The organism is Streptomyces sp. NPDC090994, from assembly GCF_044768905.1.
GTDB lineage: Bacteria > Actinomycetota > Actinomycetes > Streptomycetales > Streptomycetaceae > Streptomyces.
In genome coordinates, this window is sequence record NZ_JBIVWS010000018.1 from 114,425 (window position 1) to 140,354 (window position 25,930).

General features: G+C 75.1%; 13 protein-coding genes. 2 read left to right on the top strand and 11 right to left on the bottom strand.

Going from position 1 to position 25,930, the window contains the following annotated elements; genetic code table 11:
* Positions 1 to 34: 34 nt before the first annotated feature.
* Together ACIQR3_RS29250 and ACIQR3_RS29255 are read right to left on the bottom strand one after the other, a co-directional pair.
* Positions 35 to 640 carry a histidine phosphatase family protein gene (locus ACIQR3_RS29250; protein WP_403543636.1) on the bottom strand — a complete coding sequence of 202 codons (606 nt, stop codon included), beginning with the start codon at positions 638 to 640 and terminating at the stop codon, positions 35 to 37.
* Between the two features lie 20 nt (positions 641 to 660).
* Positions 661 to 1,869 (bottom strand): pyridoxal phosphate-dependent aminotransferase, encoded by a 1,209-nt coding sequence (locus ACIQR3_RS29255; protein ID WP_403543637.1) that lies wholly within the window; start codon positions 1,867 to 1,869, stop codon positions 661 to 663.
* Positions 1,870 to 1,956: 87 nt separating this feature from the next.
* On the opposite strand from ACIQR3_RS29255, the gene ACIQR3_RS29260 reads away from it, so the two are divergent.
* On the top strand, positions 1,957 to 2,607 hold the full coding sequence (locus tag ACIQR3_RS29260; RefSeq protein ID WP_403543638.1) for a winged helix-turn-helix transcriptional regulator: 651 nt from the start codon (positions 1,957 to 1,959) through the stop codon (positions 2,605 to 2,607).
* Between the two features lie 87 nt (positions 2,608 to 2,694).
* Here the strand turns inward: ACIQR3_RS29260 and ACIQR3_RS29265 are convergent, their stop codons facing one another.
* The 3 genes from ACIQR3_RS29265 to ACIQR3_RS29275 are packed head-to-tail and all read right to left on the bottom strand — an operon-like array spanning position 2,695 to position 6,407.
* Positions 2,695 to 3,495 carry a hypothetical protein gene (locus ACIQR3_RS29265; RefSeq protein ID WP_403543639.1) on the bottom strand — a complete coding sequence of 267 codons (801 nt, stop codon included), beginning with the start codon at positions 3,493 to 3,495 and terminating at the stop codon, positions 2,695 to 2,697.
* Positions 3,495 to 4,790 (bottom strand): VWA domain-containing protein, encoded by a 1,296-nt coding sequence (locus ACIQR3_RS29270; protein WP_403543640.1) that lies wholly within the window; start codon positions 4,788 to 4,790, stop codon positions 3,495 to 3,497. Before ACIQR3_RS29270 ends, ACIQR3_RS29265 begins: the two co-directional genes overlap by 1 nt.
* 57 nt (positions 4,791 to 4,847) lie before the next feature.
* Positions 4,848 to 6,407 carry an IucA/IucC family protein gene (locus ACIQR3_RS29275; RefSeq protein WP_403543641.1) on the bottom strand — a complete coding sequence of 520 codons (1,560 nt, stop codon included), beginning with the start codon at positions 6,405 to 6,407 and terminating at the stop codon, positions 4,848 to 4,850.
* 117 nt (positions 6,408 to 6,524) lie between these two features.
* Between ACIQR3_RS29275 and ACIQR3_RS29280 the strand changes: the two genes are divergently transcribed.
* The gene (locus ACIQR3_RS29280; RefSeq protein WP_403543642.1) at positions 6,525 to 8,153 is read left to right on the top strand and encodes an IucA/IucC family protein; all 1,629 of its coding nucleotides are present in this window, start codon (positions 6,525 to 6,527) and stop codon (positions 8,151 to 8,153) included.
* 16 nt (positions 8,154 to 8,169) lie between these two features.
* On the opposite strand, the gene ACIQR3_RS29285 is transcribed toward ACIQR3_RS29280, so the two are convergent.
* The 6 genes from ACIQR3_RS29285 to ACIQR3_RS29310 form a co-directional block, all read right to left on the bottom strand.
* Positions 8,170 to 9,228 carry an ABC transporter ATP-binding protein gene (locus ACIQR3_RS29285; protein WP_403543643.1) on the bottom strand — a complete coding sequence of 353 codons (1,059 nt, stop codon included), beginning with the start codon at positions 9,226 to 9,228 and terminating at the stop codon, positions 8,170 to 8,172.
* Entirely contained in the window at positions 9,225 to 10,061 is an 837-nt protein-coding gene (gene modB / locus ACIQR3_RS29290) for a molybdate ABC transporter permease subunit (RefSeq protein ID WP_403543644.1), read from the bottom strand. Before modB ends, ACIQR3_RS29285 begins: the two co-directional genes overlap by 4 nt.
* Positions 10,058 to 10,876, bottom strand: a complete 819-nt coding sequence (modA, locus tag ACIQR3_RS29295; RefSeq protein ID WP_403543645.1) for a molybdate ABC transporter substrate-binding protein — start codon at positions 10,874 to 10,876, stop codon at positions 10,058 to 10,060. The genes modB and modA overlap by 4 nt, the downstream gene beginning before the upstream one ends.
* A gap of 148 nt (positions 10,877 to 11,024) precedes the next feature.
* Complete coding sequence (locus ACIQR3_RS29300) at positions 11,025 to 11,420, bottom strand: molybdopterin-binding protein (RefSeq protein ID WP_403543646.1); 396 nt, start codon at positions 11,418 to 11,420, stop codon at positions 11,025 to 11,027.
* 97 nt (positions 11,421 to 11,517) lie between these two features.
* Positions 11,518 to 12,270, bottom strand: a complete 753-nt coding sequence (locus ACIQR3_RS29305; RefSeq protein ID WP_403543647.1) for a type VII secretion system-associated protein — start codon at positions 12,268 to 12,270, stop codon at positions 11,518 to 11,520.
* Positions 12,271 to 12,403: 133 nt separating this feature from the next.
* Complete coding sequence (locus ACIQR3_RS29310; RefSeq protein WP_403543648.1) at positions 12,404 to 25,765, bottom strand: lonely Cys domain-containing protein; 13,362 nt, start codon at positions 25,763 to 25,765, stop codon at positions 12,404 to 12,406.
* Positions 25,766 to 25,930 lie beyond the last annotated feature (165 nt).

A 25,930-nucleotide genomic window follows, 5' to 3' on the forward strand; every position in this document is an offset into this window, starting at 1 on the left:
GCGGAACGCACGGGTAACTTCGCGGCGCGGCACGTTACGAGGGCGCCCCCGGCCGTACGTTCCAGGCCGCGATCACCGGCCGCCCGTGCTCGGCGCCCAGCCGGCACAGCGTCCCCGTCGCCAGCTGGAACAGGGCCCCGTGGGAGGCCGGCAGGCCCAGGTACCGGGCGGTGAGCACCCGCAGGAAGTGCCCGTGCGCCACCAGCACCACGCACCCCTCGGTGTCCGCCAACGCGGCGTCCACCTTCCCCAGCACCCGGTCGGCCCGCTCCCCGACCTGCTCCGGCGTCTCCCCGGGGTGGTCCGGCGGCCCGGGCGCGACCCCGTCCGTGAACAGGAACCAGTCCGGCCGGTCCCGCTGGATCTGCGGCGTCGTGATGCCCTCGTAGCCGCCGTAGTCCCACTCGTGCAGGTCCGGGTCGATCCGCACCCCGTGCAGCCCGATCAGCTCGGCCGTCTCGCGGGCCCGCTGGAACGGGCTGACGAACGCGGCCCCGATCCGGTGCGAGCGGATCAACGGCACCAGACTCCGCGCCTGCTCCCGGCCGCGCTCGGTCAGCGGCACGTCCGTCAGCCCGGTGTGCCGCCCGGACCGCGACCACTCGGTCTCGCCGTGCCGTACGAGGAAGAGATCACCCATACGGCAAGACTACGGCCGGTCTACTGCCGGTACCCGTCCAGGAACCGCCCGATCCGCCCGATCGCCGCCTCCAGGTCCTCCGCGCGCGGCAGGGTCAGGATGCGGAAGTGGTCGGGGGCCGGCCAGTTGAAGCCGGTGCCCTGGACGACCTGGATCTTCTCCCGCAGCAGCAGGTCGAGGACGAACTTCTCGTCGTCGTGGATGCGGTGCACCTTGGGATCGATGCGCGGGAAGGCGTACAGCGCCCCCTTGGGCTGCACGCACGACACGCCCGGGATCTCGTTGAGCTTCTCCCACGCCACGTCCCGCTGCTCGCACAGCCGCCCGCCCGGCGCGGTCAGCTCGTGGATGGACTGCCGGCCGCCCAGCGCGGCCTGGATGGCGTACTGGGCGGGCGCGTTGGCGCACAGCCGCATGGAGGCCAGCATCGTCAGGCCCTCCAGGTAGTCGCGCGCGTGCTGCTTGGGGCCCGTCACCACCAGCCAGCCGGAGCGGAAGCCCGCCACCCGGTACGTCTTCGACAGGCCGCAGAAGGTGAGCACCACCAGGTCGGGGGCGAGGGCCGCCGTCGAGTGGTGGACCTCGCCGTCGTACAGGATGCGGTCGTAGACCTCGTCGGCGAGGACCATCAGGCCGTGCCGGCGGGCGAGGTCGAGGATGCCCTCCAGGACCTCCCGGGGGTAGACCGCGCCGGTGGGGTTGTTGGGGTTGATGACGACGACCGCCTTGGTGCGGTCGGTGATCTTCGACTCCATGTCGGCGAGGTCCGGGTACCAGTCGGCCTGTTCGTCGCAGAGGTAGTGCACCGCCTTGCCGCCCGCGAGGGTGGTCACCGCCGTCCACAGGGGGAAGTCGGGGGCGGGGATCAGGACCTCGTCGCCGTCCTCCACCAGCGCCTGCACGGCCATCGACACCAGCTCGGAGACGCCGTTGCCGAGCCACACGTCGTCCACCCCGACCTCCAGGCCGAGGGTCTGGTAGCGCTGGGCGACGGCGCGGCGGGCGGAGAGGACGCCGCGCGAGTCGGTGTAGCCGTGCGCCTGCGGCAGCATCCGGATCATGTCCTGGACGATCTCCTCCGGCGCCTCGAACCCGAACAGCGCCGGGTTGCCGGTGTTCAGGCGCAGCACGCTGTGGCCCGCCTCCTCCAGCGCGTCGGCGTGCTCGATCACCGGGCCGCGGATCTCGTAGCAGACCTCGCTGAGCTTGTTCGACTGCCGGAACTCCATGCGCCGCTTCCCCTCCGGTATCTGGTGTTGCTTGGTTTTACCAAGTTCACGCTTGGAAAGTCCAACACATTGTCTACACTGCGTCGCATGTCACCTCGCCGCCGAAGCTACGACCAGTACTGCTCCGCCGCCCGCGCCCTCGACGTCGTCGGCGACCGCTGGACCCTGCTGATCGTCCGGGAACTGCTGGCCGGACCGCGCCGCTACACCGACCTGCACGCGGACCTGCCGGGCGTGAGCACGGACGTACTCGCCTCCCGGCTGAAGGACATGGAACGCGACGGACTGACCACCCGCCGCCGCCTGCCCCCGCCTGCGGCGGCCTACGTCTACGAACTCACCGCACGCGGCCGGGAGTTGCTGCCCGTGCTCCAGGCCCTGGGCGGCTGGGGCGCGGGCGAGATGGACGAGCGGCGGCCCACGGACGCCCTGCGCGCCCACTGGTTCGCGCTGCCGCTGCTGAGCGCCCTGGACGGCGAGGGCGTCGTCGAAGTCCGGCTGGAGGAAGGGGACTTCCACGACGGCGTCTTCCACCTCTACGCCGGCGCCACGGACGGCCCGGCCTACGGAGAGGGCCCCGCGCCCCGCGAACCCGACGCCCGCCTGACCCTGGACGCCGGCACCTGTGCCGCCGTCGGCCGGGGCGAGACGAGCCTGACCGACGCGGTACGGGCCGGGCGCATCGAGGTGACGGGGGAGGGCGTACTGGCGAAGGCGCTGCGGGAGGCCGCCGCGTAGGGACGCCCTCCGGACCGGCGAGAGCTGCCCGCACGCGCGAAGGCCCGCCGGGCGGGCGGGCCTTCCAGGAAGCTGCGGTCGTCGGTGTCAGGCGCCCGGCGGGATGCCGCGGGGCCGGCCCGAGCCGCGGGTCAGGGCGTAGCCGCCGATGCCCGCCAGCGCGGCCAGCACCGCGCCCACGCCCGTCCACACCCAGCGGTCGGACCACCAGCCGGAGGACCAGCCGTCCTCGGGCTCGATCGCGGACAGCACGGCGGAGTCCGACGACTCCTCCTCGTCGTCCTGGGCGGACGTCACCGCGATCCCCGGCACCAGCGGCTCGGACAGCGAGCCGTCCACCGCCGCCGCGCCGCCCATGTCCCGCGCGTCGGCCCGGACCTCCGCGCCGACCGGCAGACCGAGGTCGGACGTCGGCAGGCTCAGGGCCGTCAGCCGGACGTAGTACGTGCCCGGCAGCGGGTCATTGGCCCACGGCTCGGACCAGGCCCGGACCGTGCGCAGTACACAGGCCAGTTCGAGGGTGGACGTGCCCGCCGCCGCGGTGCGCGTCTGGGCGCCGTACTGGCAGGCCTGCCGGCGGCGCAGCCCGTCGTACACGTCGACCTGCCAGGTCTGGGACGCGTGCGTGTCCGGCAGCTGCACGGTCGCCTTCACCGTGGGGCGCTGCCCGGCGTCCGCCGGGAACGACCAGTACAGGTAGTCGCCCGCGGAGCCGCTCGCGGTCGCCCGCTGCCCCTGGTCGATCTCCGTCGCCGTACGGAACGACGTACCCGCCTGGGTGGGCGCGTCGTCCTCGGCCGAGGGACTCGGCGAGGAGTCCGCCACCGCGGGCCCCGCGGCCAGTCCGAGCGCCAGCAGTGCCGCGCCCACCAGTCCTGTGATCCGCATCAGTTGGTCCTCCAGACGGCGACGCGCCAGCGCGACACCCAGCCCCACACCAGTCCGGCGAGGAAGCCCACCACGATCAGCGCGCCCAGCAGCCACCAGCCGCGGCCGAGCCCGAAGGAGGCCACGTCGGACGCCTGGCTCGGACCGTCCACGACGTCGACGGTCAGCTCCAGCGGCAGACCGGGGGTGGTCTTCACCCCCGAGGCCGCCGAGAAGGAGTGGGCCACTTCGAGACACACGGTCTCGGTGGCGGCCCCTTCCCCTTCCCCTGCTCCGTTCTCGTCCTCGTCCTCGTCGGCCTCGGCCTTGGGATAGCGCAGCCCCGTCGAGATCACGTCCGTACGCCCGTCGCCCGCGGCCTCGCCGCGCACGATCTCCCGGCCGTGCGCGGTGACCGCCCGCAGCAGCACACCGTACGAGGGGCTCACGGCACGGTCGGCCGACACGCTCACCGAGGCCCGCAGCTCCTGCCCCGGCGCCACGTCCACGCGGTACCAGCGCTGCTGCCCGAACTCCTCGCGGTCGGTGTACAGACCCGACTTCAGCGCCGGCGCCGCCGCGCAGCGGTCCGCGCCCTCGGTGGCGACCGGCGTCACCACCGGGTCGGCCGCCCGGTCCACCAACTGGTTGACCTTGTCGGTCAGTTCGTCGGCGTGCTCGACCGACGTGTACGTCCCGCCGGTCGCCTCCGCGATGCAGCTGAGCTGCCGGCGCATCGTGGAGTTGGGGACCAGGCCGAGCGTGTCGATGGTCAGCCCGATGCCCTTGGCCGCTATCTCGCGGGCCACCTCGCACGGGTCGAGCGGCGCGCAGGTGTCCTCGCCGTCGCTGATCAGCACGATCCGCTTGGACCCGGTGCCGTCGCCGAAGTCACCGGCCGCCGCCAGCAGCGCGGGACCGATCGGCGTCCAGCCGGTCGGCGTCAGCGTCGCCACCGCCGTCTTGGCCTCCGTGCGGTCCAGCGGACCGACCGGATAGAGCTGGGCGGTGTCCTTGCAGCCCGTCTTCTGGTCGTCGCCCGGATAGTCCGCGCCGAGGGTCCGGATGCCGAGGCGCACCTCTTCGGGGGTCGCGTCGAGGACCTCGTTGAACGCCTGCTTCGCCGCGGCCATCCGGGTCCCGCCGTCGATGTCCTTGGTCCGCATGGAGCCGCTGACGTCGAGTACGAGGTCGACCTGGGGCGCGTCCTCGCCGGTGGGTTCGCCGGCGGACGCCGGGGCCGGGAGGGCGAGCCCGGCCGTCAGCGCGGCGAGCAGGGCGCAGACACCCGCCGCCAGCCGTTTACTTGTGATCATCGGCGGATCCTATTGACCCGGGGTGCCGTGATCCAAAACGGGCGGGTGCCAACAGGTTCACATCCGGAGGGGATTGGGCAGCGCGGCCCACTGGTCGCCGGGCCGCTCCGGGGACAGCCGCATCAGCGTCAGCGCCTTCGCGGGCAGCGCCTCCTCGCACAGCGCCGCGAGGTCCGGTGTGCGCGGCAGGTCCCGTACGGCCGTCTCCAGGGCCGCCCGCAGCGCCGGCCCGTTCCCCGCCGTACCGGCCAGCGCGCCCGCCACCAGGGACCCGAACAGCTTGCGGCGCAGCACCGTGACGTCGTCCGTGACCATGCGGGCGGGCAGGTCCGGCATCCGGATGCCGTGCCGGGCGAGCCGGGCCGGGCTGACCCGGAGGTCGGCCAGGTCCCGGTAGACCAGCCGGCGGGGTTCGCCCGCCGGGGAGAGCACCACCAGCAGGTTCTGGCCGTGCGCCTCCAGGGCCACGCCGAGTTCCAGGGCGCGCAGCCCCACCCGCAGCGCGAGCCGGGCGAGCCGTCCCGTCCAGCCGGGCGTCCGGGGCAGCGAGGTGGTCGCCAGCGCCGCCACCGGGACGACCCGCTCCCCGGGCGCCCCGTACAGGTCCGGCGACTCCCGCAGCACGGCGGCGAGGTCGGGGGAGTGCGCGGTGGCCGCGCCCAGCGTCCGGGTGATGTGCAGCAGCCCCTCGCAGCGCGCGGCCAGCAGCTCGCCGAACGCCGACAGGGTCGCCGACGCGGCGATCGAGGCGACGGAGATGTCCCGGACCGAGGAGGTCAGCCGGGCGCTCAGCGCGGTCTTGACGTGCGGGCCGGGCGCCGTGCCGCCGGACACGGCGAGGGTGCGCAGGGACATCAGCGGGTGCGCGTCGAGCCGGGGGCCGCCTTCGCCCAGCCCCTTCACGACCCCCTCGCCCAGCCGCCCCGGCGCCTGATCGCCCAGCCCCTTCAGCACGTGCGCCGCCTGCCACGGGTGCACCGGCAGCAGCAGCCGCCCCCCGTCCCGCATCCCGGCCGGCCAGCCGCCCGACACCAGGCACTCCGCCGCCGGCACCGGCACCTGCCGCAGCGACACCAGCGGCCCGTGCTCGGGGGCGTAGGCGAGCTGTTCGGCCACCGAGAAGCCCGGCCGGGACCGGCAGTTGGGGTGGAAGGGGTGCCCGTCGACCACCCGCTGCTCCCACTCCCAGCCGCACTCCGGCCACCCGGTACCCGCCTCCCGCCCCGCCCGGGACAGCGCCAGCGAGGCGACGCTGTGCCCGAGTTCGGCGGCGAACCCCTCGGAACCGGGTACGGCGAGAGCGGTCATCAGCCGCGCCGGATCGGCGTACTCGGACTCGTCGCATCGTACGGCGGTGACGTAGGCGTCGGTGCGATACGGGTCGGCGTCCGGGCCGTACAGCCGGCGGCCGTCGCGCAGGCGCAGCACGAGCCCCTCGGCGGCGGGTTCGCGGCGGGCGATCCACGGCAGCGGGTCATGGGCCAGCGCACGCCAGAGCCGGGACAGCACGGCCGCGCGGGCGCCCGGGAGTACGGCCGTGAACCGGGGGAGCAGCCCGGGGCGGACGGCGGCCAGTTCCTCGGCGACCTCGGCTTCGGCGGTGGGGGGACGGTGCACGTCGGGCTCCTCGGGTACGAACGCGGGTGGGGACGGGTACGGGCTCGGTCATGGACTCGGTCGCGAACAGGGCGTCACGGTGCGGTGACGAGGCCATACATACTGATCTCTCCGCCCATGACAGACCGTAGGGAACGAGTGGAACGCGTGGATGCCCTGCCCCCGCCCGCCGACGACGACGCCGTGACCCGTGACGACGTCGCGGCGCTTGCCGACGCCTGTGCGGCGGTGCCGCTGCTCAACTGCCTGCTGCGCGAGGTGGCCGAGCGCCTGCCGGGCCGTGCCCCTGGCACGGGCTCCCGGCGCGGCGCAGGCCGCGGCACAGACCCCGCCCCCGGTACAGGCCCCGTCCCGCGCCCGCGCCCCGGCGACCGGCCCACGTACCGGCTGCCGGGCACGGGCCGGCTGCTGCGGGTGCGCGGCGGGCGGCGTCCCGCCGAGCCGGAGGTCCGCACGGCGGACGGCTGGCGCCGCGTCGACCACGCCGAACTGGTCAAACTCGTCGCCGAGGAACTCCTCCTCCACACCGGCCTGCCCAACCACGAACTGCCCACCGAGATGACCGACAGCCGGGACGCGGTGGCCGCCCTGCTGACCGCCCGCGCCGCCGCCGAGCCGCCCGCCGACCCGTACCTGCGCTCCGAACAGTCCCTGCTCATCGGCCACTCCCACCACCCCGCGCCCAAGGCCCGCGGCGGCGGCCCGGCCGCGGCCTGGCTGCCCTACGCCCCCGAGGCGCACGCCCGTTTCCCGCTGACGCTCCTCGCCCTGCGCGCGGACGCGGTCGTCGAGGAGGGCGACACCGGGGCCCTGGACGCCCTGGGCGAGGCCCCGCCCGGCTACCGGCTGCTGCCCGCGCACCCCTGGCAGCTCGCCCTGGTCGCCGACGCCCTCGCCCCGGCCTTCGCCGACGGCCGCCTGGTCCGGCTGGGCGAGACCGCCGCCCCCGCCTGGCCCACGGCCGCGATCCGCACCCTCTACGTGCCGCGGAGCGACCTGTTCCTCAAGTTCAGCCTCGACGTGCGCATCACCAACGACATCCGCCGGCTGTGGCGCCACGACCTGCTCAAGCTGCGCCGCACGGACACCGCGGCCCGCGCCGCCTTCGCCGCGCAGGCCCGCCCCGCCGCCTGGCTGGGCGACACCGGCTACCGCACCGCCGCCTTCGCCTTCGAGGAACTCGCCGTCCTGGTCCGCGACGGACTCCACGGCCATCTGCTGCCCGGCGCCACCCCGTTGCTCGCCGCCGGCCTGGCCGAGGGCTTCACGGGCAGCCCGCTCGCCGCCACCGCCGACCCGGACGCCTGGTGGGAGGCGTACCTCGCCCAGGTGGTCCCCCCGGCCCTCACCGCCTTCCACGAGCACGGCGTCGTCCTGGAGGCCCACCTCCAGAACACCCTGGTCGCGGTCGACGCCCACGGGACGCCCGTACAGGCCCTGTTCCGGGACGCCGAGGGCGTCAAGCTGCTGCCGGAGGTGTCCCGGGAGGCCGGCTGGGAGCGGCTGGTGTACTGCCTGGTCGTCAATCACCTCACCGAGATCGCCGGGGCACTGGCCGAACGGCACCCGGGCCTCGACCCCTGGCCCGCCGTCCGCCGCGAACTGGCCCGGCACGCCCTCCCCGAGATCCCCGCCCTGCTGACCGCGCCCACCCTGCCGGGCAAGACCAACCTCCTCCTGCGCTGGACCGGCGCGGACGGCGCCGCCGCCCGCTATCTGCCGCTGCCCAACCCGCTGGCGGGATGAGGCGTGCGACGGCCGGTCAGTCGGGATACGCGTGGGTCTGCGCCGCCTTCACCGTCGCCCAGACCTCCGCGCCCGGCTGGAGGTCGAGTTCGGCCGCGGCGACCGCGCTGAGGTCCGCGGCGAGCGCCAGTTCGCCGCGCAGCGCCGCCCGGATCTGGTCCCCGTGCGGTTCCATGCCCGTGACCTCGCAGTGCCAGAGGTTGCGGGCGCTGGAACCGGTGGGCCGGTCCCGGTGCAGGGTGACCGCGCTCGGCGGGAACGCCACGAAGACCGGCCCGGACAGCTCCTCGGTGGTGACGACGGACGGACCGGAGGCGAGCCGGACGGTGTGCCCGTCGGCCTCGCCCCGGTACAGGTTCAGGCCGACCAGCTGGGCGATGTAGTCGGTACGGGGCCGGCGGGCGATGCCGGACGGGCTGCCCTCCTGCACGACCCGCCCGTGCTCGACGACCACCAGCCGGTCCGCCAGCACCATCGCGTCCAGCGGGTCGTGCGTGACGAGGACGGCCACGGCCTCGAACTCCGCCAGATGGCGCCGGAGCTGGGCCCGGACCTCCAGCCGGGTACGGGCGTCCAGCGCCGCGAGGGGTTCGTCGAGCAGCAGCAGCCGGGGCCGGGTGGCCAGCGCGCGGGCGACGGCGACGCGCTGCGCCTGCCCGCCGGAGAGCCGGCGGGGCTTGACCCCGGCGTGCTCCGCGAGCCCCAGCCGCTCCAGCCACGCGGCGGCCCGCGCCCGCGCCTCGGCCTTGCCCACGCCCTGACAGCGCGGCCCGAAGGCCACGTTGTCCAGCGCGGTCAGGTGCGGGAAGAGCAGGTAGTCCTGGAAGACGACGCCGACCGGGCGCAGTTCCGGCGGGGTGCGCTCCAGCGCCGCGCCGTCCAGCCGCAGCCGCCCGCCGGTGAGCGGGGTCAGCCCGGCGAGGGCGCGCAGGGCGGTGGTCTTCCCGGCGCCGTTCGGGCCGAGCAGGGCGACCACCTCGCCCGGCGCGACGGCCAGCTCCACGTCCAGCCTGAACGTACCGCGCTCCACGACGAGATGAGCGTCGAGACCGGTGTCGTACGTCTGCCGGCTCATCCGGCGGTCATCCATCGGTCGCGCAGCCCGGCGAGGACCGCGACGGACACGGCCAGCAGCACCAGGCTCAGGGCGGTGGCGGCCTCGGGATCGCTCTGCAGCGCCAGGTAGACGGCGAGCGGCATGGTCTGGGTGCGGCCGGGGAAGTTGCCCGCGAAGGTGATCGTCGCGCCGAACTCGCCCAGCGCCCGGGCCCAGGCCAGCACGGCGCCGGCCGCGATGCCCGGCGCGATCAGCGGCAGCGTGACCCGGCGGAACGCGGTGAAGCGGGAGGCGCCCAGGGTGGCCGCCGCCTCCTCGTAGCGCGGGTCGGCGGCGCGCAGGGTGCCCTCGACACTGATGACCAGGAACGGCATCGCGACGAAGGCCTCCGCGATCACCACGCCGGTGGTGGTGAACGGCAGCGTGAGGCCGAACCAGTCGTCCAGCCACGACCCGACGATGCCGTTGCGGCCGAGCGCCATCAGCAGGGCGACACCGCCGACGACCGGCGGCAGCACCAGCGGCAGCGTCACCAGGGACCGCACCAGGCCGCGCCCGGGAAACTCCACCCGGGCCAGCAGCCAGGCCAGCGGCACCCCGATCACCATGCTCACCGCCGTCGCCGCCGTGGCGCACAGCAGCGACAGCCGCAGCGCCTGCCACACCTCGGCGCTGGTCAGCAGCTCGGGCAGACCCGACCAGGGCGTCCGTACGAGCAGGGCGATCAGCGGCACGATCAGGAACGCGAGCCCGATCACCGCCGGCACCAGCAGCGGCAGCGGCACGCCGCGCACCTGGGCCCGCACCCGCCGGCGCCGGGTGCTGCGGACCGCTTCGTCGGCCGGGGTCACGACGTCAGGAACCCGGCCTCGGCCAGCACCTTCTGCCCTTCGTCGGACCGCACCAGGTCGATGAACGCGTCGGCGCCCGCGCTGTTCCGGGCGTCCTTCAGCCGGGCGATCGGATAGTCGTTGACGGCCTCGGCGGATTCGGGGAAGTCCACGCCCTCCACTTTGTCACCCGCGGCGTGCACATCGGTCTTGTAGACGACGGCCGCGTCGGCCTCCTTCAGCTCGACCTTGGTCAGGGCGGCCTTGACGTCCTGCTCGTAGGAGACGGGAGTCAGTTCGAGACCGCCGGCGTCGAGCGCCGTCCTGGCGGCGGCGCCGCACGGCACCTCCTCGGCGCACAGCACGACCTTCAGACCGGAGTCGGTGAGGTCCTCCAGCGAGGCGATCCCGTCGGGGTTGCCCGGCAGGGTGGCGATCTCCAGCTGGTTGCGGACGAAGGTGACGGGGGTCCCCGCCGCGTCCCCGGCGTCCGTGACGATCTTCATCGTCTTGGGACTGGCCGAGGCGAAGACATCGGCGGGGGCGCCGCCGGTGATGCTCGCCGCGAGGGAGTCGCTGCCGCCGAAGCTGAACGTCACCTTCGTGCCGGGGTGGGCCTTCTCGAACGTCTCGCCCAGCGTCGTGAAGCTCTCCTTCAGCGATGCCGCGGCGAAGACGGTCACCGTGCCGGACAGCTGGTCCGAGGCGGAGGAGTCCGGGGTGGCCGCCGCGGAGTCGTCGGACGACGAGCAGGCGCTCAGCGCGAGCAGCGCGGCGACGCCCGCTCCGGCCGCCGGCAGCGTACGGGTACGAGTACGGGCACGGGCACGGGTCATCACAGGTCCACTCCCTCGGACTCCTGACAGCAGGATGTCCTGATGATAATGCCGCAGATGCGAGCCTGAAGTCTCCGACAGGTTCGCATCAGCGTGATCTGTGGACTATGAAGGTGGCAGATGCGTCAGCGAGCGCGTCGGGTGCCGCTCACGCGCGGTCGATGTGCACGTTGGTCGACTTCACGCGGGCGGTGGCCTCCATGCCGACCTCCAGTCCCAGTTCCTCCACGGCCTCACGGGTCAGCAGCGACACCAGCCGGTGCGGACCCGCCTGGATCTCGACCTGCGCGGCGACGTCGCCGAGCTTCACGGCGGTGACGATGCCGGGGAAGGCGTTGCGGACGGAGGTGTACGAGGTGTCTTCCTCGCCGCCGCCGGACTTGGCCAGCTCGACCGAGAAGGCCGCCAGGTCCCGGCCGTCGACGAGCCGCCGCCCGGCCTCGTCCCGGTGGGTGGCCACCCGGCCCGCGTCCGCCCAGCGGCGCGCGGTGTCGGGACTGACGCCGAGCAGCCGTGCCGCCTGGCCGATCGTGTAGGACTGCATGCGCGTCACGATACGTGAGCGGCCCGCGGTGGCCGGCCGGTCAGTGGCCCGCCGGACCGTGGCCCGCCGGACCGTGGCCCGCCGGACCGTGTGCCGGTTACGGCCGTCCCGGCTCGGCCGCCCGTGCGGGGAACCCGGGCACCGACTCGGCGACCGTTTCCACGCGCCGCGGAGCCGGGCCGGGGTCCGGGGCGGCCGGGGACGCGGGGGCGGCGGCCGTCAGCGCCCTCTTCAGCGCCGTCGTCAGGGTCTCGTGGTCGAGGTCGAGGACGGTGCCCGCCGGGGAGGTCGGGTTCAGGTACAGCCGGTGGTCCGGGGGCAGCCGGGACAGCAGGCCGGGCACGGACAGACGGACGAAGGCGAAGACGCCGGCGGCGTCCAGGTGCTGGGGCGCGGTATAGGCGGGGACCACCGGGCCGCCGTCCGCCGCCGTCGCCGCCACCGGGGAACCGTCCGGCAGGGTGAGCACCATCAGCCGGGCCTCCGCGAGCGCGTGGACCACGGCGTCGAGGGGGCCGTAGCCCGTGACCGCGAGGTGCAGCGCGGCGTCGACGGGATCGGTCGGGGCCGGCCAGCCGAGAGCCTCGGGAGAGGGACGGTAGGCGTCGTTGCCCTCCCACTCCTCGACCGTGCCGTCGAGCCCCGAGCGCCAGCGCCCCGCCACCGCCGAGGCCGGTGGCGGGCCCCCGGTGCGCCAGCCCGGGTCGACCGAGCCGATCCAGTGGTCCGGAGCGAGCCGCGCGACCTCCTCGACGTCCGCCGGCGCACGGGGTGGCGGAGGCGCCGGGGGCGGGGGGAGGACGTCGGACGCGGTGCCGTGGGAGACGCGGTCGTCGTGTGCTGTGGTCATGGCGTTCGGCAGGCTAGGGGCCGCGGGTGGCGGAGAGGTTGCCGGGAGGTCGCCGTCAGTCGGCCGGCAGGGGCAGTGCTGGGCGGCCGGGGCGGGCGGCACGGGGACCGCCGCCTCCGACGGCCGGCCGGGGCTACGGACCGTAGTGGACCTCTGTCCCGTCCGGCCGGACGAGCGTGAGGCCGAGCCCCAGGTCCGCGGCGGCCACGGCGGCCGCGACCTCCGTGACGGTCACGGCACCGCCGGCCTCGCCCCACCGGCGCAGCAGCCGGTAGCGCTGGGCGGGAGTGAGCGCGACCTCCGTGACCGGCAGCCCGCCGGTCAGTGCCGCGAAGGCCCGTTGGTCCTCCGGCAGCGTCACGCCCACCGACTCCAGTTCGCCGGGCGTGAGGGTGGTGCGAGAGCCGGCCCACCCCGGGCCGGACAGCCGCGCCGGCACGCGTTCCGCGGCGTCCGGTGCGGCCAGGCGGAACTCGACCCAGCGGTGCAGCGCGTCGCCGGCGTCGGGTCCTGCCAGCAGTGCCCCCAGGCCGGGCAGGTCCAGCCGGTCGGCGGCCCGGTCGCGGACCGCCGCCGCCAGCGCGTCCGGCAGCCAGTCGGCGGCGCCGGCGGGCTGGGTCAGGACCAGCGCGGTGACGGGCGCGGACGGGGTGGCCGCCGAACCGGCCGCGGGCTCGGGGGCGGCCGGCGGTGCCGCGGACTTGACCTGGTCGGGACGGACGTGGACGCCGAGCCGTTCGGTGAACAGGCCGGCCACGTTGTCCAGCCAGCCGGCGGCCGTCTCGGGAGCCGTGCCCGGGCGGACCGACTTGCTCATGTAGCGGCCGGACTTGTCGTTGACCGTCCAGGAGCGCAGCGCGGGGTTCCACCGGAACTCGCCGGACACCCGGCTCGCCCCCGGCCGCGTCCGGCCGTCCGCGCCGAACTCCGCGGCGACGCCGGTGTGTCCGAGGCCGTCGAGCTCCGCCTTCAGCTGCTCCGCCGTGAGCCCCGGTCGCTTGGCGCGCAGGCCGGCCAGCAGGGCGTCCGCCTGGTCCTCGCTCAGTACGGCGGACGGCTCCTCGCTGCCCACCAGCACCCGGCCGTCCCGGGTGACCGTGTAGAGCCACACGGCGTCCCGGCTGCCCGCGACCAGCAGGTCGGGGTCGATCTCGTCCAGCGGTGTCCACAGTGGATTGACGCGTACGTCGCCCTGGTCGTCCCGCTCCTCGTCCTTCACGCGCTTGGGCTGCACCGGGTTTCCGAAACCGGCGTCCCGTTCGAGGTCCCGGGCCCTCAGCCGGGCGAGCAGGGGAGCGGACAGCCCCTCGGCGAGCCGGCGCGCGTACGCCTCGCTCGCCCCGTGCCGACGGGCCAGCTCCGCCAGCCAGTCCCGGTCGGCCCGGTCGGCCCGGTCGGCCCGGTCGGATTCCGGTGCGGGCGGTGCCTGCGGCGGGGCCGGCGCGACGGGGGCCGGCCCCGGGGGCGTGCCGTCCGGGACGAGCGACCGGTAGTGGTCCCGGCCGTTGTAGTGGACGTGGAGGGCGGGACCGGCCGCCTCCGGGTCCAGGGAACGGGCGTCGAAGCCGCCGGCGCCGTCGGGCTGGACGACGACCAGGTCGACGCCGAGTGCGCGGGCCACCAACAGCGGGACCTCGTCGTAGAACGGCGTGTGCCACAGGTCCGGCGCGGCCAGTGCGCGGGCGACGAGGTCGTCGTGGCCGAGGGCGAGGAACTCGTCCCGGCCCTGCGGGATGCCGCGCGGGCCGACCCCGCCGAGCGGTCCGGTGCGGATGCGCTGCCACAAGGCGTCGGCGGCGGGGTCCGGACCGGCCGTGCGCAGCGTGTCCAGGAGCCGGGTACGCAGCGTGTCGGCCTGCTCCCGCGCGACCAGGCGCTGTTCGAGCCGCGGGTCCACGGACGCCGCCACCTCTTCCGGGGTGAGCGCCGGCACCAGCGTGCGTACGGCGTCCCTCGGCAGGTCGGCCAGCAGACCCCGGTCGTCCCGCAGGTCCGCCAGGCCGAGCAGCCGACGGCGCTGTGCGGCGTCCGTCAACTGCGCGTCCACCCGCTCGCGCTGCCTGCGGGTGAGGTCCGGTGGGCGGGTCTCCCCCAGGATGCCCAGCAGGCGGGTGAGGTCCGGGAAGAGGTCCTGGACCAGCGTCTCCAGCGGGTCCCGTGCGGCGTGCTGGGCGCGCAGCCCGGCGGCGGCCGGGTCATCGGCGTACCAGCGCACCAGCCGGTCGCGCAGTTGACGCACCGTCAGGCCGGCCGCGGGGGAGGACGGCCGCTGCGCCGCGAGGCCGCCGAGGACCGCGTGGATCAGGCAGTCCCCGTCGGCGGGCACCTCGCGCAGCACGAACGAACGGCCGCCGGTGGTGACGAGGGGACCTGCGGGCGGGCGGTCCGCCATCGTCTTCGCCTTCGCCTTCGCCTTGCCCTTGGCGTCGGTTCCGGTTCCGGTGCCGGTTCCGGTCCCGGTTCCGGTTCCGGTTCCGGTCCCGGTCCCGGTTCCGGTTCCGGTCCCGGTGCCGGTGACACCCGCGGCACCGGTTCTCCCGGTGAGCGGGGACGCCTTCGGCGGGGCCGGCGGTGTGGCGGAGGCCGGGGCGAGAGGGCGGGGCAGGGCGGCCAGATAGGTGTCCCCCTGCCGGTACAGGGTCACCTCCTGCGGCTCCGGTGTCTCGGGGCCCGCGGCGAACCGCTGGTGGGAGCCGTCCTCGTCGACCACCGTCAGGTTCACGCCGAGCGTGCGCGCGGTGGTGGACGCCGCGAGGCCGGCGGTGGTGGCGTCCCAGTGCCGGGCCTGGCGCAGGTGCAGCCGGACCAGCTGTTCCCGCTGGAACGGGGTGAGCGTGTCGCGCACGGCGTCGGGGAGGCGTCCTCCGGCGGCCTCGACGGCGGTCCGCGTCGAGGCGTTGCGCGGACCCGCGAGACCGGCCCTGAGCTCCAGTTCGCGGGTGCGGAAGGTCGCCTCGGGGTCGAGGGGCGCGTCAGCGGGCAGGGCGCGGCTCATGGAGATCCGGCTCGCCAGCCGGTCCGGCTGCCGGCCGTCACCGAGCGCGTGGGAGAGGGCGGCGTAGAAGCCGTTGCCGTCGGCGTCCGGCGGGTGCAGGTCGTAGGTGCGGGTGCGGCCGTCGGACTCGGTGGCGGTCAGGGTGCGGTGGTCGGAGGCTGCGTCGAAGGTCACGGCGGGGTGGGCGTCGCCGGGCTGCCACGGCGGCCGGGAGTGTGCCGGCCGCCCCTCCTGCCCGACACCGTCGCCCGCCGCCTTCTCCGTCTTCTCCGTCTTCTCTGCCTTCTTTTCCCCTCCTGCGGCCGGTGGGGTGAAGGTGATCTCGGCCGGTTCCGGCGTGCTGCCGAGGATGCGGCGGCCGGTCTCCGTGGCGTGGAGCTGGTGCCAGCGGGTGAGCCGGTCGGCTCCCTCGCGGACCCGGGCGTACTCGTCGGCGAGCGCCTCGGCGGTGGCGCGCAGGTCCGTCAGCTCCTGGCCGAAATCGTCCAGTCGCCGCTGGGCGGCGTCCCGGGCCGCGCGGGCCGCCGACACCTCCGCGGCGGCCGTGCGCAGCAGGTCGTCCAGCCGCGCCGCTGCCTGCTCCCGCTGCTCGTCCTGGAGCCGGGCCCAGCCGTCGTGCTCGGGCTCCGCGGAGGCGATCTCGTCGGTGATGCGGCGCAGGGCGGCGCGGGCCGCGGCGATCTCGGGCAGGCCCTCGACGTCACGGGCGGCGAGCGCGGCCAGCGTGCGTTCCGCCCCGGCCAGCGCGGCCTCCAGTCCGGGCCCCTCGTCACGGCGCCGGTCCCAGTACTTCTTGTCGGCGGCCGTCCACGCCTTGTCGGCCTTGGTGACCGCGTCCCACGCCCTGGCCGCCTTCGGCGGGAAACCGTGGTCGTCGATCAGGCCGAGGTCCCGGGCCACGTCCTCCCGCACCCAGGCCAGGACCGTGGTCTCGGTCTCCAGCGCCTGCGGTCCCCGCTGCGGGTTGCCGAAGGGGCTGCGCACGGCCCGCGCCACCCGGCTGTCCTTGAGGTGGTGGTGCACCCCGGCGACGCTCAGCCAGGTGGTGGGCACGGCGAAGAGGAACGAACGGGTGGTGTCCGGCTTGACGTTGACCGAGCCGAGCCGGTCGCCCTGCTGGGCGAGGGTGTCGGAGTCGGTCGAGGAGTCGCCGGGGCCGTTCGCTCCCATCTGGTTGGTGCCGGTGGACTGCGACGAGACGAGAGGGCCGCCGCCCAGCGAGGACTCGGTGGTGCCGACGCGGGCGGCCGACATGCCGCCGCCCTGCGTGTCACGCTTGGGGGCCTCGTGCTTCATGCCGTCCGCGACGGCCAGCAACTGGGCCCGGGTGAGGTCGGGCTTGGAGTACATCGCCAGTTCACCGTCGGCACCGCCGAAGAAGCCCCGGTCGGTCAGGCCCGGTACGCGGTAGCCGTCGGCGTCGAGCGTGCGGTCGTAGAACGAGCTGAGGGCCCCGTTGCTCGTCCCGTCCTCCAGGTTCTGCGCCGCTCCGGTGCCGGCCCGGGTCAACGGGGTGTCGGAAGCCCGGGCCAGCAGCTCGGCACTCGGGGTGCCGCGTTCGGGCAGGTTCAGACCCGTGTCGTACGCGGACGCCAGCGCCAGCGTGTTGGCCTCGTGCAGCCGGCTCAGACCGACAATCCGGCGGACCTTGAACCCGTCCTCCGGCAAGGTGAACGGCTTCGTGCTCCCGTCGCCCGGGTGCCGTACGTCGCGCCAGCCCCCGGCACCCATGGTGCGCGGTACGGCGACCTTGCGGGGCGCACCGGGCGGCGGCAGGTCCGGCGGCGCCAGCGGGTCCGGCGCCGCCTCACCGTCGCCGGCCGGGCCCGGGGCGGCGGACACGGGGTCGGGGCGCATGAGGCTGAGGGGGTAGTGCTCGATCAGCTCCCCGACGTCCCCCTCGGCCTCGACGGACAGCCGGCTCCGGCCGGTGACCTTCCGCCACCACCGCCCGGTCCGCCGCCCGAGGGAGCTCCAGGGCCCGCCGCGGCCGGTGCCGTCAGGTCCCTCGGGGGCGCCGGTGTCCGTGAGGTCCAGGCTCAGGCGGAGCCGGTACCGCGTGACGTACTCGCCGTGGGCCTGGGTGGTCGTGGCGGTGGCGATCCGTACGCTGCCGTCGGAGCGGGTCTGCGACACGCTCTGCTGGGTGGTGCCGACCTCGGAGTAGTTCGGGCCGGCCGCGCGGGCCACCGGGTCGCCGGTGTGGACGGCCTCGGTGACCGTCGTGCCGACGCTCGCGCCGGAGGCCCGGGCGCGGGTCTCGGTCACCGTCTCCACCGCCTGCCGGTGCTCCTCCAGTTCGACGCTGTGTCCCAGACCGGCGAACCCGGGCCCGTCGCCGTCGCTGACCGTGGACCGCGGCACCTTGACGGGGATCAGCTCCGCCCGCACCCCGACCTGCCGGGAGCCGACCCACATCCGCGCCGTGCCCGAGCCCCAGCGGCCGATCTCCGCGGGCACCGTCAGGCCGGAGCCGGTCATCTCCTTGCCGAGGGCGCGCACCACACGGTCCGAGACCAGCCGGTGCACGGTGTCCCGGTCGGCCTTGGACAGCCCGAGCGGACGCAGTCTGCGGTCGAAGTCCCGCAGGACGGGCGCGGTGTTGAGGGCGTTGACGGTGAAGCCGCCGAAGGGGTTGTCCAGCAGCCACGGCTGCGGTGACCAGGTGCGCCGGGTGTAGCGCGGCACGTCGCCCCAGCGGTCGCCGAGCAGCCCCAGCCGGTAGGCGCTCTTCTCCGGGATGTGCGCCGTCCAGCCGTCGTTGACCAGTACCCGCCGGCCCGCGGCACCGGCCAGCCGGCGCGGCAGGTGCCGCCAGCCGGTCGCGCTCCGGCCGACCGTGGTGGACGCCGCCGCGATCTCGTGCTGGACGTCGCCGGACACCAGGACCTGGCGGTTGAAGTCCTTGCGGTTGATCTCGGCGAGGGCGATCCGGGAGACCTGCCGCGCCCGGGTGCGGTCGAGACGGTAGGGGCTGACGACGATGCCGTAACTGCCGGTCACTCCGGGGCCGGTGGGGTGGGACTTGAGGAAGACCAGCTGGCCGCCGGTGAACAGGGTGCTGGTGCGGCTGTTGCGGCCGGCCACCTGGGTGGCGCCGCCGAGGGTGGTCTCGGTGTCGATGCCGACCGGGCCGGTCAGCGCGGTCAGGGTGCCGGGCACGACCCGGGTGCGGTGGGCGAGCACCGAGGAGCGGTTCAGGTAGGGCGCCTTGGCCCACAGTCCCGAGGCCCGCCAGCCGGTGGGGGTGGAGGTCTGGTCGAAGTTGGCGGTGAGGTACTGGCTCTGGAAGGCGCGCAGCGCGGCGTCGTGTGCGGGAGCGCCCTGCTGCGTCAGCAGCCACGACCCGCCGGACGCCTCCTTCAGTACCTGCTCCGCGGCATCGGCGAGCCCGGGGTGCGAGGTGACGGTGAGCGTCAGGAACGGGTGCTTGTGGTGGTCCGGGGTGCGACGGCGGGCCGCCTGGTCGAACAGGGTGCGCGTGGTCAGCGCCAGATCGCGGGCGGACCGGCGCGGCACGGGCAGCGGAACACCGTGCAGCGGGCCGGGGGTACGCCCGGTGCCCCGCGTGGGCACGTGCTCCATCGGGATGCTGAGCAGCACCCGTCCGACCACCGCCGCGCCCGGCGGCGCCGGGTCCGGCGCGGCGGTGGCCGGTGCTGCGGTGGCCGGGGCGGTGGCGGCCGGTGCGGTGTCCGGAGCGCCGAGCAGGCCGGTCTCCCGCTCGCGGAAGACGAAGGGCTGGGTGCCGAGCAGGTTGAGGAAGAGGACACCGCGCAGCAGGCTGCGGAACCGCCAGAAGCCGCCGCGCCGCGCGGTCAGGGTGATCCGGTAGCTGTACAGGTCCGCGCCCTTGGTGCCGATGGCCATCGCCTCGTGCGTCACGCTCGGCCCGTACACGCTGTCGGACTCGCCGCGGACGCCGTACCGCACGCCGAGACTGCCCGTGCCCGCCTGGGACGGGCCGCCGATGTCGTCGGTGTGGGAGTCGCGCAGCGAGAGCAGGCCTTCCAGGCCGCCGTGCAGACCGCGTCCACCGCTCTGCCGGCCGCCCAGGTTCTCGCTGCCGGGCGCGCTGAACCGCAGCCGCAGGTCCTGCTGCCGGCCCTCGTAGCGCCGTCCGGTCAGCTCGGCGTCGATCCACACGTACCGCAGTCCGCGGCCGATCCGGCCGGAGTCGACCAGCTCGATCCGCAGCCCGGTGGTCATCATCGTCTCGAGGTTGCCCGCCATGCCGTGGTGGTTGAGCGTGTTCAGTACTTCCAGGGTGTTGTTCAGCACGATCTGGAAGTGGTCCGGGCCGCGCCAGCGCGAGTTGCCCGGGTCGAGTTCGGCGAGCGGGGCGACGAGGTCCGGGTAGGCGCGGGCGACCTCTGCCAGCACCTGTTCCGCGAAGTGCTCGGGGAAGCTGCGCTCCGCACCGTCCACGGTGCGGGTGAAGGCGCCGTCGTCGAAGGTGAACTCCTCCGGGCGGGCCATGCCGAGGGTCGACGGCCGGTCCGCGGCCAGGTACGGCGGCACGGCGGGCTCGGTGTCGCGGGCGAGCCCCCGGTCCAGGCCGGCCAGCCGGCGGGCCTCGGTGCGGGTCATCCGCTCCACGGCCCAGGTGTGGAAGGTCCGGGTGCGCGGCGCCGCGCTCCCCTGAGCCGACGGGTTCCCGGGCGGCGCCGTGACGGTGACCGTCTTCTGGACGAAGTACAGACCGGTGGGGTTGCCCTTGGCCTGCCCGGCCGCCTTGACGGAACCGGTGCCGCCGGTGGAGCCGGTACGGCCGCGGGAACTGCCGTAGCGGACCTGGGCGCCGAGCAGCAACCGCAGGTCGAACTTGCCGTGACCGGTGCCGAAGAACTGGAAGGACGGGCCGAGCGCGCCGCCGACCTCGGTGCTCGTGCTGTGGCCGACGAGACGCTCGTTGCGGACGGTGACCTGGGTGATGTCCCGCAGCTCCGCGGCGGTGGTCTCGCTGATGAGCTGCGCCTCACCGGAGCGCACCTCCACGGTGAAGACGCCGAGCGGCGCGGCGGCCGAGGAGTCACGGAACAGCGGCGGGGTGGTGGTGCGGCCGGCGTTCTGCACCCGGCTCATGCGCTGGAAGCCGTCGGTGGAGAAGAAGTCGGCCAGCTGCCCGCCGGCGAGGGTGTCCGACGCGACCCCGAGCTGCTGGAGCGCCCAGTCCCGGACGTGCGCCATGGGGCCGAACGCCTCGGTGTTGACGAGCCGGTAGGCGGGCCGGCCGCCCAGGTCCATCCGCTCCGGCAGCCGCTCGGCGGGCGGCTTGTCCTGGGTGAGGCTGTCGGCGATCCGGGCCATCAGCCCCGAGCGGACCGCGAATCCGAACGCGACGCCGTCCCGGCTGCCGGCGGGCAGGCTCCGGTCGGCCGCGTCGACGGGCCGGCCCAGCCGGTCGGTGACCTCGACGTCGTACCAGACGTCGTCGAGATGGGCGTGCGAGCCGTCGGTGGTGCGGGTCTCGTTCTGGTTCATGGTCTGGTTCTGCAGACCGTACTGGACCTGTTTGCCCCAGTTCTTACGGAAGAAGGCCCGGCCCCAGACCGTGTACTTGAGCTTGACGGGGCCCAGCGGGACGGCCGGCACCAGCGAGGTGGAGGTGCTGTTGACGGCGGTGCGGCCGGTCGTGGCCGTGGTGCGCGCCATCGTGTCGATCTTGACCGGGTTGGCGAAGCCGAAGGTGAACCGGTCCCACCTGCCGTACGGCCGGGCCGTCACCCGGAGCACGCGGGTGCGGCCGTTCGCGGTCCGGTAGGTGAACTGCTGGCCGTCGCCGAAGAAGGCCTGCGGACGCTCCCGCAGCCGCAGCCGGACGTCCTCCTCCAGGCTCCGTCCGGTCCTGCCCCACCGCTTGTCGGGCGCACCCGGACGCGGCCCTCGCCGGCCCAGCTGCCCGGTGATCTCCGCCGCGACCTGATCGGTGCCGCGCAGCACGCTGTCGCTCTGGCCGAGCGCGTAGGACCGCCGCAGCAGTTCCGGCGGGAGCCCCGGGTACAGCGCGGCGACACCGCCCATGTACGCGGGCAGCCGGGAGCCGTCGGAGAACCGCACCGGCCCGCCGCCGTCCACCGGGGCGGGAGGCAGGTCGCGGTCGACGCGCGGCGGGCGCCGCAGGTCGAGGTCGCGGCCGACCCAGCCGGCCCGGTTCACGCCGCGGGGCCGTACGGGCGGCGCCGGCGGGCCGGGCGGCGCGGGAGGGTTCGGGGGCTCGGGTGGGTTCGGCGGCTCGGGTGGGTTCGGGGGCTCTGGCGGGTTCGGGGGCTCGGGTGGGGGGCCGTCCTCCGGGATGGTGGCCAGCGGGTGACGGCCCGCCGGCGTGGTGACCCTCCTGCGCGCGGCGGCCGTGCCGGTCGTCCCGCGCCCGGTGACGGACGTGCCCGAGTCCGCGGCCATCGGCGTCGGCGTCGGGGCCGGGGCCGGGGCCGGGGTCGGCGTCGCCGAGTTGACGCCTTCGACGAGGGCCGCGGTAGGTGTCGTACTCACGTTCTGCTGCGCGGAGACGGTCGACGTCGTCGGGAGGGCGGGCGCGGGCGGCTGGGGCGAGAACAGGTCCCTGGGGTGGGTGCGGGTCCAGGCGGCACCGGACTCCGCGCCCACGGTGAGCGGCCCCGAGGTCCCGTCGCGCCCCAGGCCGACCGTGCCCGCGTGCGCCCAGACGGACCGGGCGGTGGCCGAGGCGACCGCCAGCCGCAGCGGTAGCGGCTGCGCCGCACCGGCCTGCGGCAACGCCGCGGCGCCCGCGTGCGGGACGGCCAGGACGACGTCGGTGTTCCACAGGTTCCGGCCGGTCAGTTCGGGATCGTGGGCGACCAGCTCGGCGAACTCGGCGTACGGCACGGCGAGCCGCCGTCCGCCGGGCAGGGTGATCCAGACCCGGCCCTGCCCGGCGTCGTCCGCCGCGACGACATAGGCGGGGCTCCGGTCGGGACCGGCCCAGGGAGCCGTCTGGCTCCCGGTACGCCGGTGCGTGCCGTCGGGCTGCGGCGCGGTGGTGCCGACGACCGAGCCGTCCAGCCGGGCGCCCGGCACCGGGGAGACCCAGTTGCGGCCGGCCGGCCGCCCGTCGGTTCCCGGCAGCAGGCTCTCCGGTGCGAAGGCGCCCAGCTCCTCCAGGTGGAAGGCGGCCAGCTCGACCGGATCGGACAGGTCACGCCCGGCGGCGACCGCCCGGGTGGCGAGCCAGCCCAGCTGGGCGCGGTGCCCGGGGCCGGGCGCGGACGCGGGCAGGTGCAGTACGCGGGCGGCGGTGGCGGTGACGTCGGGCAGCCCGTTGAGCCACTCGAAGGCTTTGACCTGTGCCCAGTACAGCCGCGACACCTCCGCCTCGCCGACCGGTTCCGCGGGGTCCAGGCGGAGCACCTTGCGGACCGTCCCCGGCAGGTCGCCGAAGTTCCGTGTCTGCTGGGCCACTCCGACGAGCTGGGGCACGCGCGCGAAACGGCTCAGCGCGGTACCGGGGGGCGCGGTGGCCGCCCGGGTCAGCAGGTCCCGGTAGGCGGTGGCGTCCACCGGGCCCGGGCCGCCGCCGTGGTCGCGCAGGTGCGCGAAGGCCAGCCGCTGGAAGAGGTCCATGGTGAAGGGTCCGGTGCCGAGCAGGGCCGGGTCGGACTGCCGCATCGTCTCCAGCGCTCCGATGCCGCGCAGCAGATCACCGTAGGAGGGGTCGCCGTCGACACCGGGGCCCAGGGCCAGACGCAGGGCGCGCACCAGGCGCAGGGTCCGCGCGACGGTCTCCGCGGGCACCGGGTCCGGGCCGGTGTGCAGGCCCGCGGTCCGGGCGCGGGAGGCCAGCTCGCCGTCGGACGGCTCGGGGTGGAACTCCCGCACCTGACCGCCCCGCCCGCGCGCGTCGGTGTACGCCTCCAGCCAGATCTGCGACGGGTCGCCCGGGTCGTGGTGGTGGCCGGCGGGACGGTCGATGGCCCGTACCCGTTTGCCGGTGCCGTTGGCCACGGTCTGGGCGGTGGGGACCTCCGTGAGCGGGTCGGCGGCCGGCTGCGGGCGGGTGGCCAGGTCGGCGGCGGTCCCGGTTCTGCCGCGCTGGTAACTCCCGCCGGTCCAGCAGGCGTCGAGGTAGATCCAGTCCTGCTCGCGCAGGCGCCGCACGCTCGGCCGGCGGGAGAGCCAGCCGGCGAGTTCCCCGCCGGACGCGTGGTAGGTGCTGCCGTCCTCCTGCGGGACGGAGACGGTGTGCGGGGAGGCGTGCATGATCAGGTGGTAGACCTGCTCGTCGGTGCCCGCGCCCACGGTCAGCGGTGTCCGCGCGGTCGTGCCGAGCGAGCCGGGGTGCCGCCGGGCGAAGCCGGTGATCCGGTGCACGTTGCGGGCCCGGTACTCCCGCACACCGGCCAGCTCGGCCGGGTTGAAGGCCATCCGGCCGAGCTGCGGGTGGCCGTTCTCGTCGGCGACGATGGTGTGGCTGATCATGCGGCGCTCCCACTGGGGAACGTCCGCACGGTCCTCCGGCACCACCTCGCCGGGCCGGCTGAGGATCCAGTCCCCCCGGGGGACGCCGGGCCGGTCCAGGAGGGCCAGCGGCGCCCGACCGGTCTCGTCCCGGCGGCCCAGGACCGGCTGACCGCTGGTGGACCACACCTCACGCCCGAGCCGGTCGGCGAGCGCACGCGGCAGCTCCAGCTGCCGGCCACCGGCGTAGGGCACGACGAGGAGGACGGGGACCTCGGGCGGCAGGGCGGACAACACCGGGTCCATCGCGAGCAGTTCGGCGAGGACGGCCGGCGGCGCGGAGACACGGGCGCCGTCCTTGGTGCGGACGAGGATCGCGTGGGAGTTGCCCGACGCCATGACGACGTACGGCCGCGGCCGTTCCGCCCCCGGACTCCAGGGGGCGGGGCGTGGGGTGCTCATCTCCTCCCGTCCGTCGGGGTGGCGTACCTTCACGCTCGTCGCGTCGGGGTCCACGTCCAGCCCGTGGCCGGCCCCCGGGGCACCGCTCCACACCCGGCCGTACGGGGTGCCGTCCTGCCCGGTGAGGGCGCTGGGCGTGGCCAGCCCGCCATTGAGAGCGAGCCCGAAGGCGGCCAACGCCGCCAGCGTGGAGGCCTGTTCCATCGCCGGGTCCAGGGCGATCCGGAAGAGGTCGCCGTGGTGGTCGTGGGTGACGGGGGTGCCCGGGTCGAGCAGCAGAACCTGCCGTGCGACGGCGTCGAGATCGAGAGGCCCGGGGTCGCCTGCGGGACCGTGGCCCGCCTGCCGCAGGGCGTCGAGCCGGCCGACGGCGTCCAGGAGGGAGGGGTGCAGGGGGTTGCCGGTGATGCCGGCCCCGAAGACGCGGGTGAGTTCGGCGGCGTGGGCGGGATCGGGCCCGTACTCCGGGGTGGGGACCGGCTGTTGGCCCTCAGGCTCGGGAGTGCCGAGATCCATGTCGGCGGAACCGAGGCTGCCGGTGGGCGACCCCGGGGCGGGCGGGTCCGCGAGCGGAGTCAGGGTCGCACCGACGGGGACCGCGGACGCCGTGACGGAGGGAGCGGGGACGTGCGGGTCGGCGGCGCCCGTGGTGGGGACGGGCTCGGGGACCCCGGCCGGGGCGGCGGGCTCCTCACTCGTACGGTCGGGACTCAGAGGGTCGGCACTCGCATGGTCCGGACTCATACGGTCCGGATCCATACGGTCGGGACTCATACGGTCCGGATCCATACGGTCGGGACTCATACGGTCCAAGTTCATATGGCCGGGACTCATACGGCCCGGCAGTCCCAGTTCCTGCCGCAGCTGATCGGCGAGGCCGGCCGCGGCGTCGAGGCCCGCCCCGTCCGCCAGGAGATCGGCGACCTGCCGTACGGCGTCGCGGTACGGCTCGTCCCCGTACCGGGAGTCGGCGAGCACGGGGTGCGACTCCGCCGGCAGTACGAGGCCGACCGCGGTGTCCCAATTCCGCTGGGCGCCGCCGGGTGAGTTCAGGTAGGCGTCCTGCCACAGCCGCCGGGTGGCGTTGGCGGCCACGGCGTCCAGGGCCGCGGGCCAGGGACCCGGCGTGGTCATCAGCACCTTGACCTGGTCGACCACGGGGAGGTCGCCGAAGGTCAGGGACAACGGGCCACCGCTGAGCACGGCCTGCGCCTGCTGCTCGAAGGTGAGCGCGACACCCGCACGGTCCAGGTCCTGGACGGTCACCGGTGTGTCGGGGGCCGCCTCCGGCAGGTGTTCCGGGACATCGGCGGCGGTCACCTGGGCGGCGATGAAACGCCGTTGTTCGTCGTCCAGGGGGACGATGACGTTCTGTGTGTCGGGGACGTCAGTGGTGTCGGTGTCGGTGTCGGTGTCGGTGTCGGTGTCGGCGGTGTGCGGTGACGGCTGGGCGGCGGGAGCGGTGCGGGCGGGCGGCGGCGCCGGGGAGGTACTGGAGGCGGGGTTGCCGGTGGTTGGTGCTCCGGTCGGTGCGGAGGTGGTGGAGGGGAGCGGGGTGTCGGTGCGGCCGGGGTTCCCGGGCTGCGTGTTCGGGGTGTCGGCCGTGACGTCCGTGTCGTCCATGACGGCCGTGACGTCCGTGACGTCGGTGGTGGTGTCGGTGGTGGTGGTGTCGGTTCTGTGCGGCTGCTGTTGGACGGTGCTGACCGGTGTGGGTGTGTCGCTGGTCGTGGTCGTGGTCGGCGGGGTCTGGGAGGCCGGGCCGGTGTGCGTGCCGGTGGTGGTGTT

Coding starts and splice junctions, on each gene's coding strand:
- ACIQR3_RS29250 (WP_403543636.1), bottom strand. CDS start 640: ATGGGTGATCTCTTCCTCGTACGGCACGGCGAGACCGAGTGGTCGCGG.
- ACIQR3_RS29255 (WP_403543637.1), bottom strand. CDS start 1,869: ATGGAGTTCCGGCAGTCGAACAAGCTCAGCGAGGTCTGCTACGAGATC.
- ACIQR3_RS29260 (WP_403543638.1), top strand. CDS start 1,957: ATGTCACCTCGCCGCCGAAGCTACGACCAGTACTGCTCCGCCGCCCGC.
- ACIQR3_RS29265 (WP_403543639.1), bottom strand. CDS start 3,495: ATGCGGATCACAGGACTGGTGGGCGCGGCACTGCTGGCGCTCGGACTG.
- ACIQR3_RS29270 (WP_403543640.1), bottom strand. CDS start 4,790: ATGATCACAAGTAAACGGCTGGCGGCGGGTGTCTGCGCCCTGCTCGCC.
- ACIQR3_RS29280 (WP_403543642.1), top strand. CDS start 6,525: ATGACAGACCGTAGGGAACGAGTGGAACGCGTGGATGCCCTGCCCCCG.
- ACIQR3_RS29285 (WP_403543643.1), bottom strand. CDS start 9,228: ATGAGCCGGCAGACGTACGACACCGGTCTCGACGCTCATCTCGTCGTG.
- modA (WP_403543645.1), bottom strand. CDS start 10,876: ATGACCCGTGCCCGTGCCCGTACTCGTACCCGTACGCTGCCGGCGGCC.
- ACIQR3_RS29300 (WP_403543646.1), bottom strand. CDS start 11,420: ATGCAGTCCTACACGATCGGCCAGGCGGCACGGCTGCTCGGCGTCAGT.
- ACIQR3_RS29305 (WP_403543647.1), bottom strand. CDS start 12,270: ATGACCACAGCACACGACGACCGCGTCTCCCACGGCACCGCGTCCGAC.
- ACIQR3_RS29310 (WP_403543648.1), bottom strand. CDS start 25,765: ATGGACGACACGGACGTCACGGCCGACACCCCGAACACGCAGCCCGGG.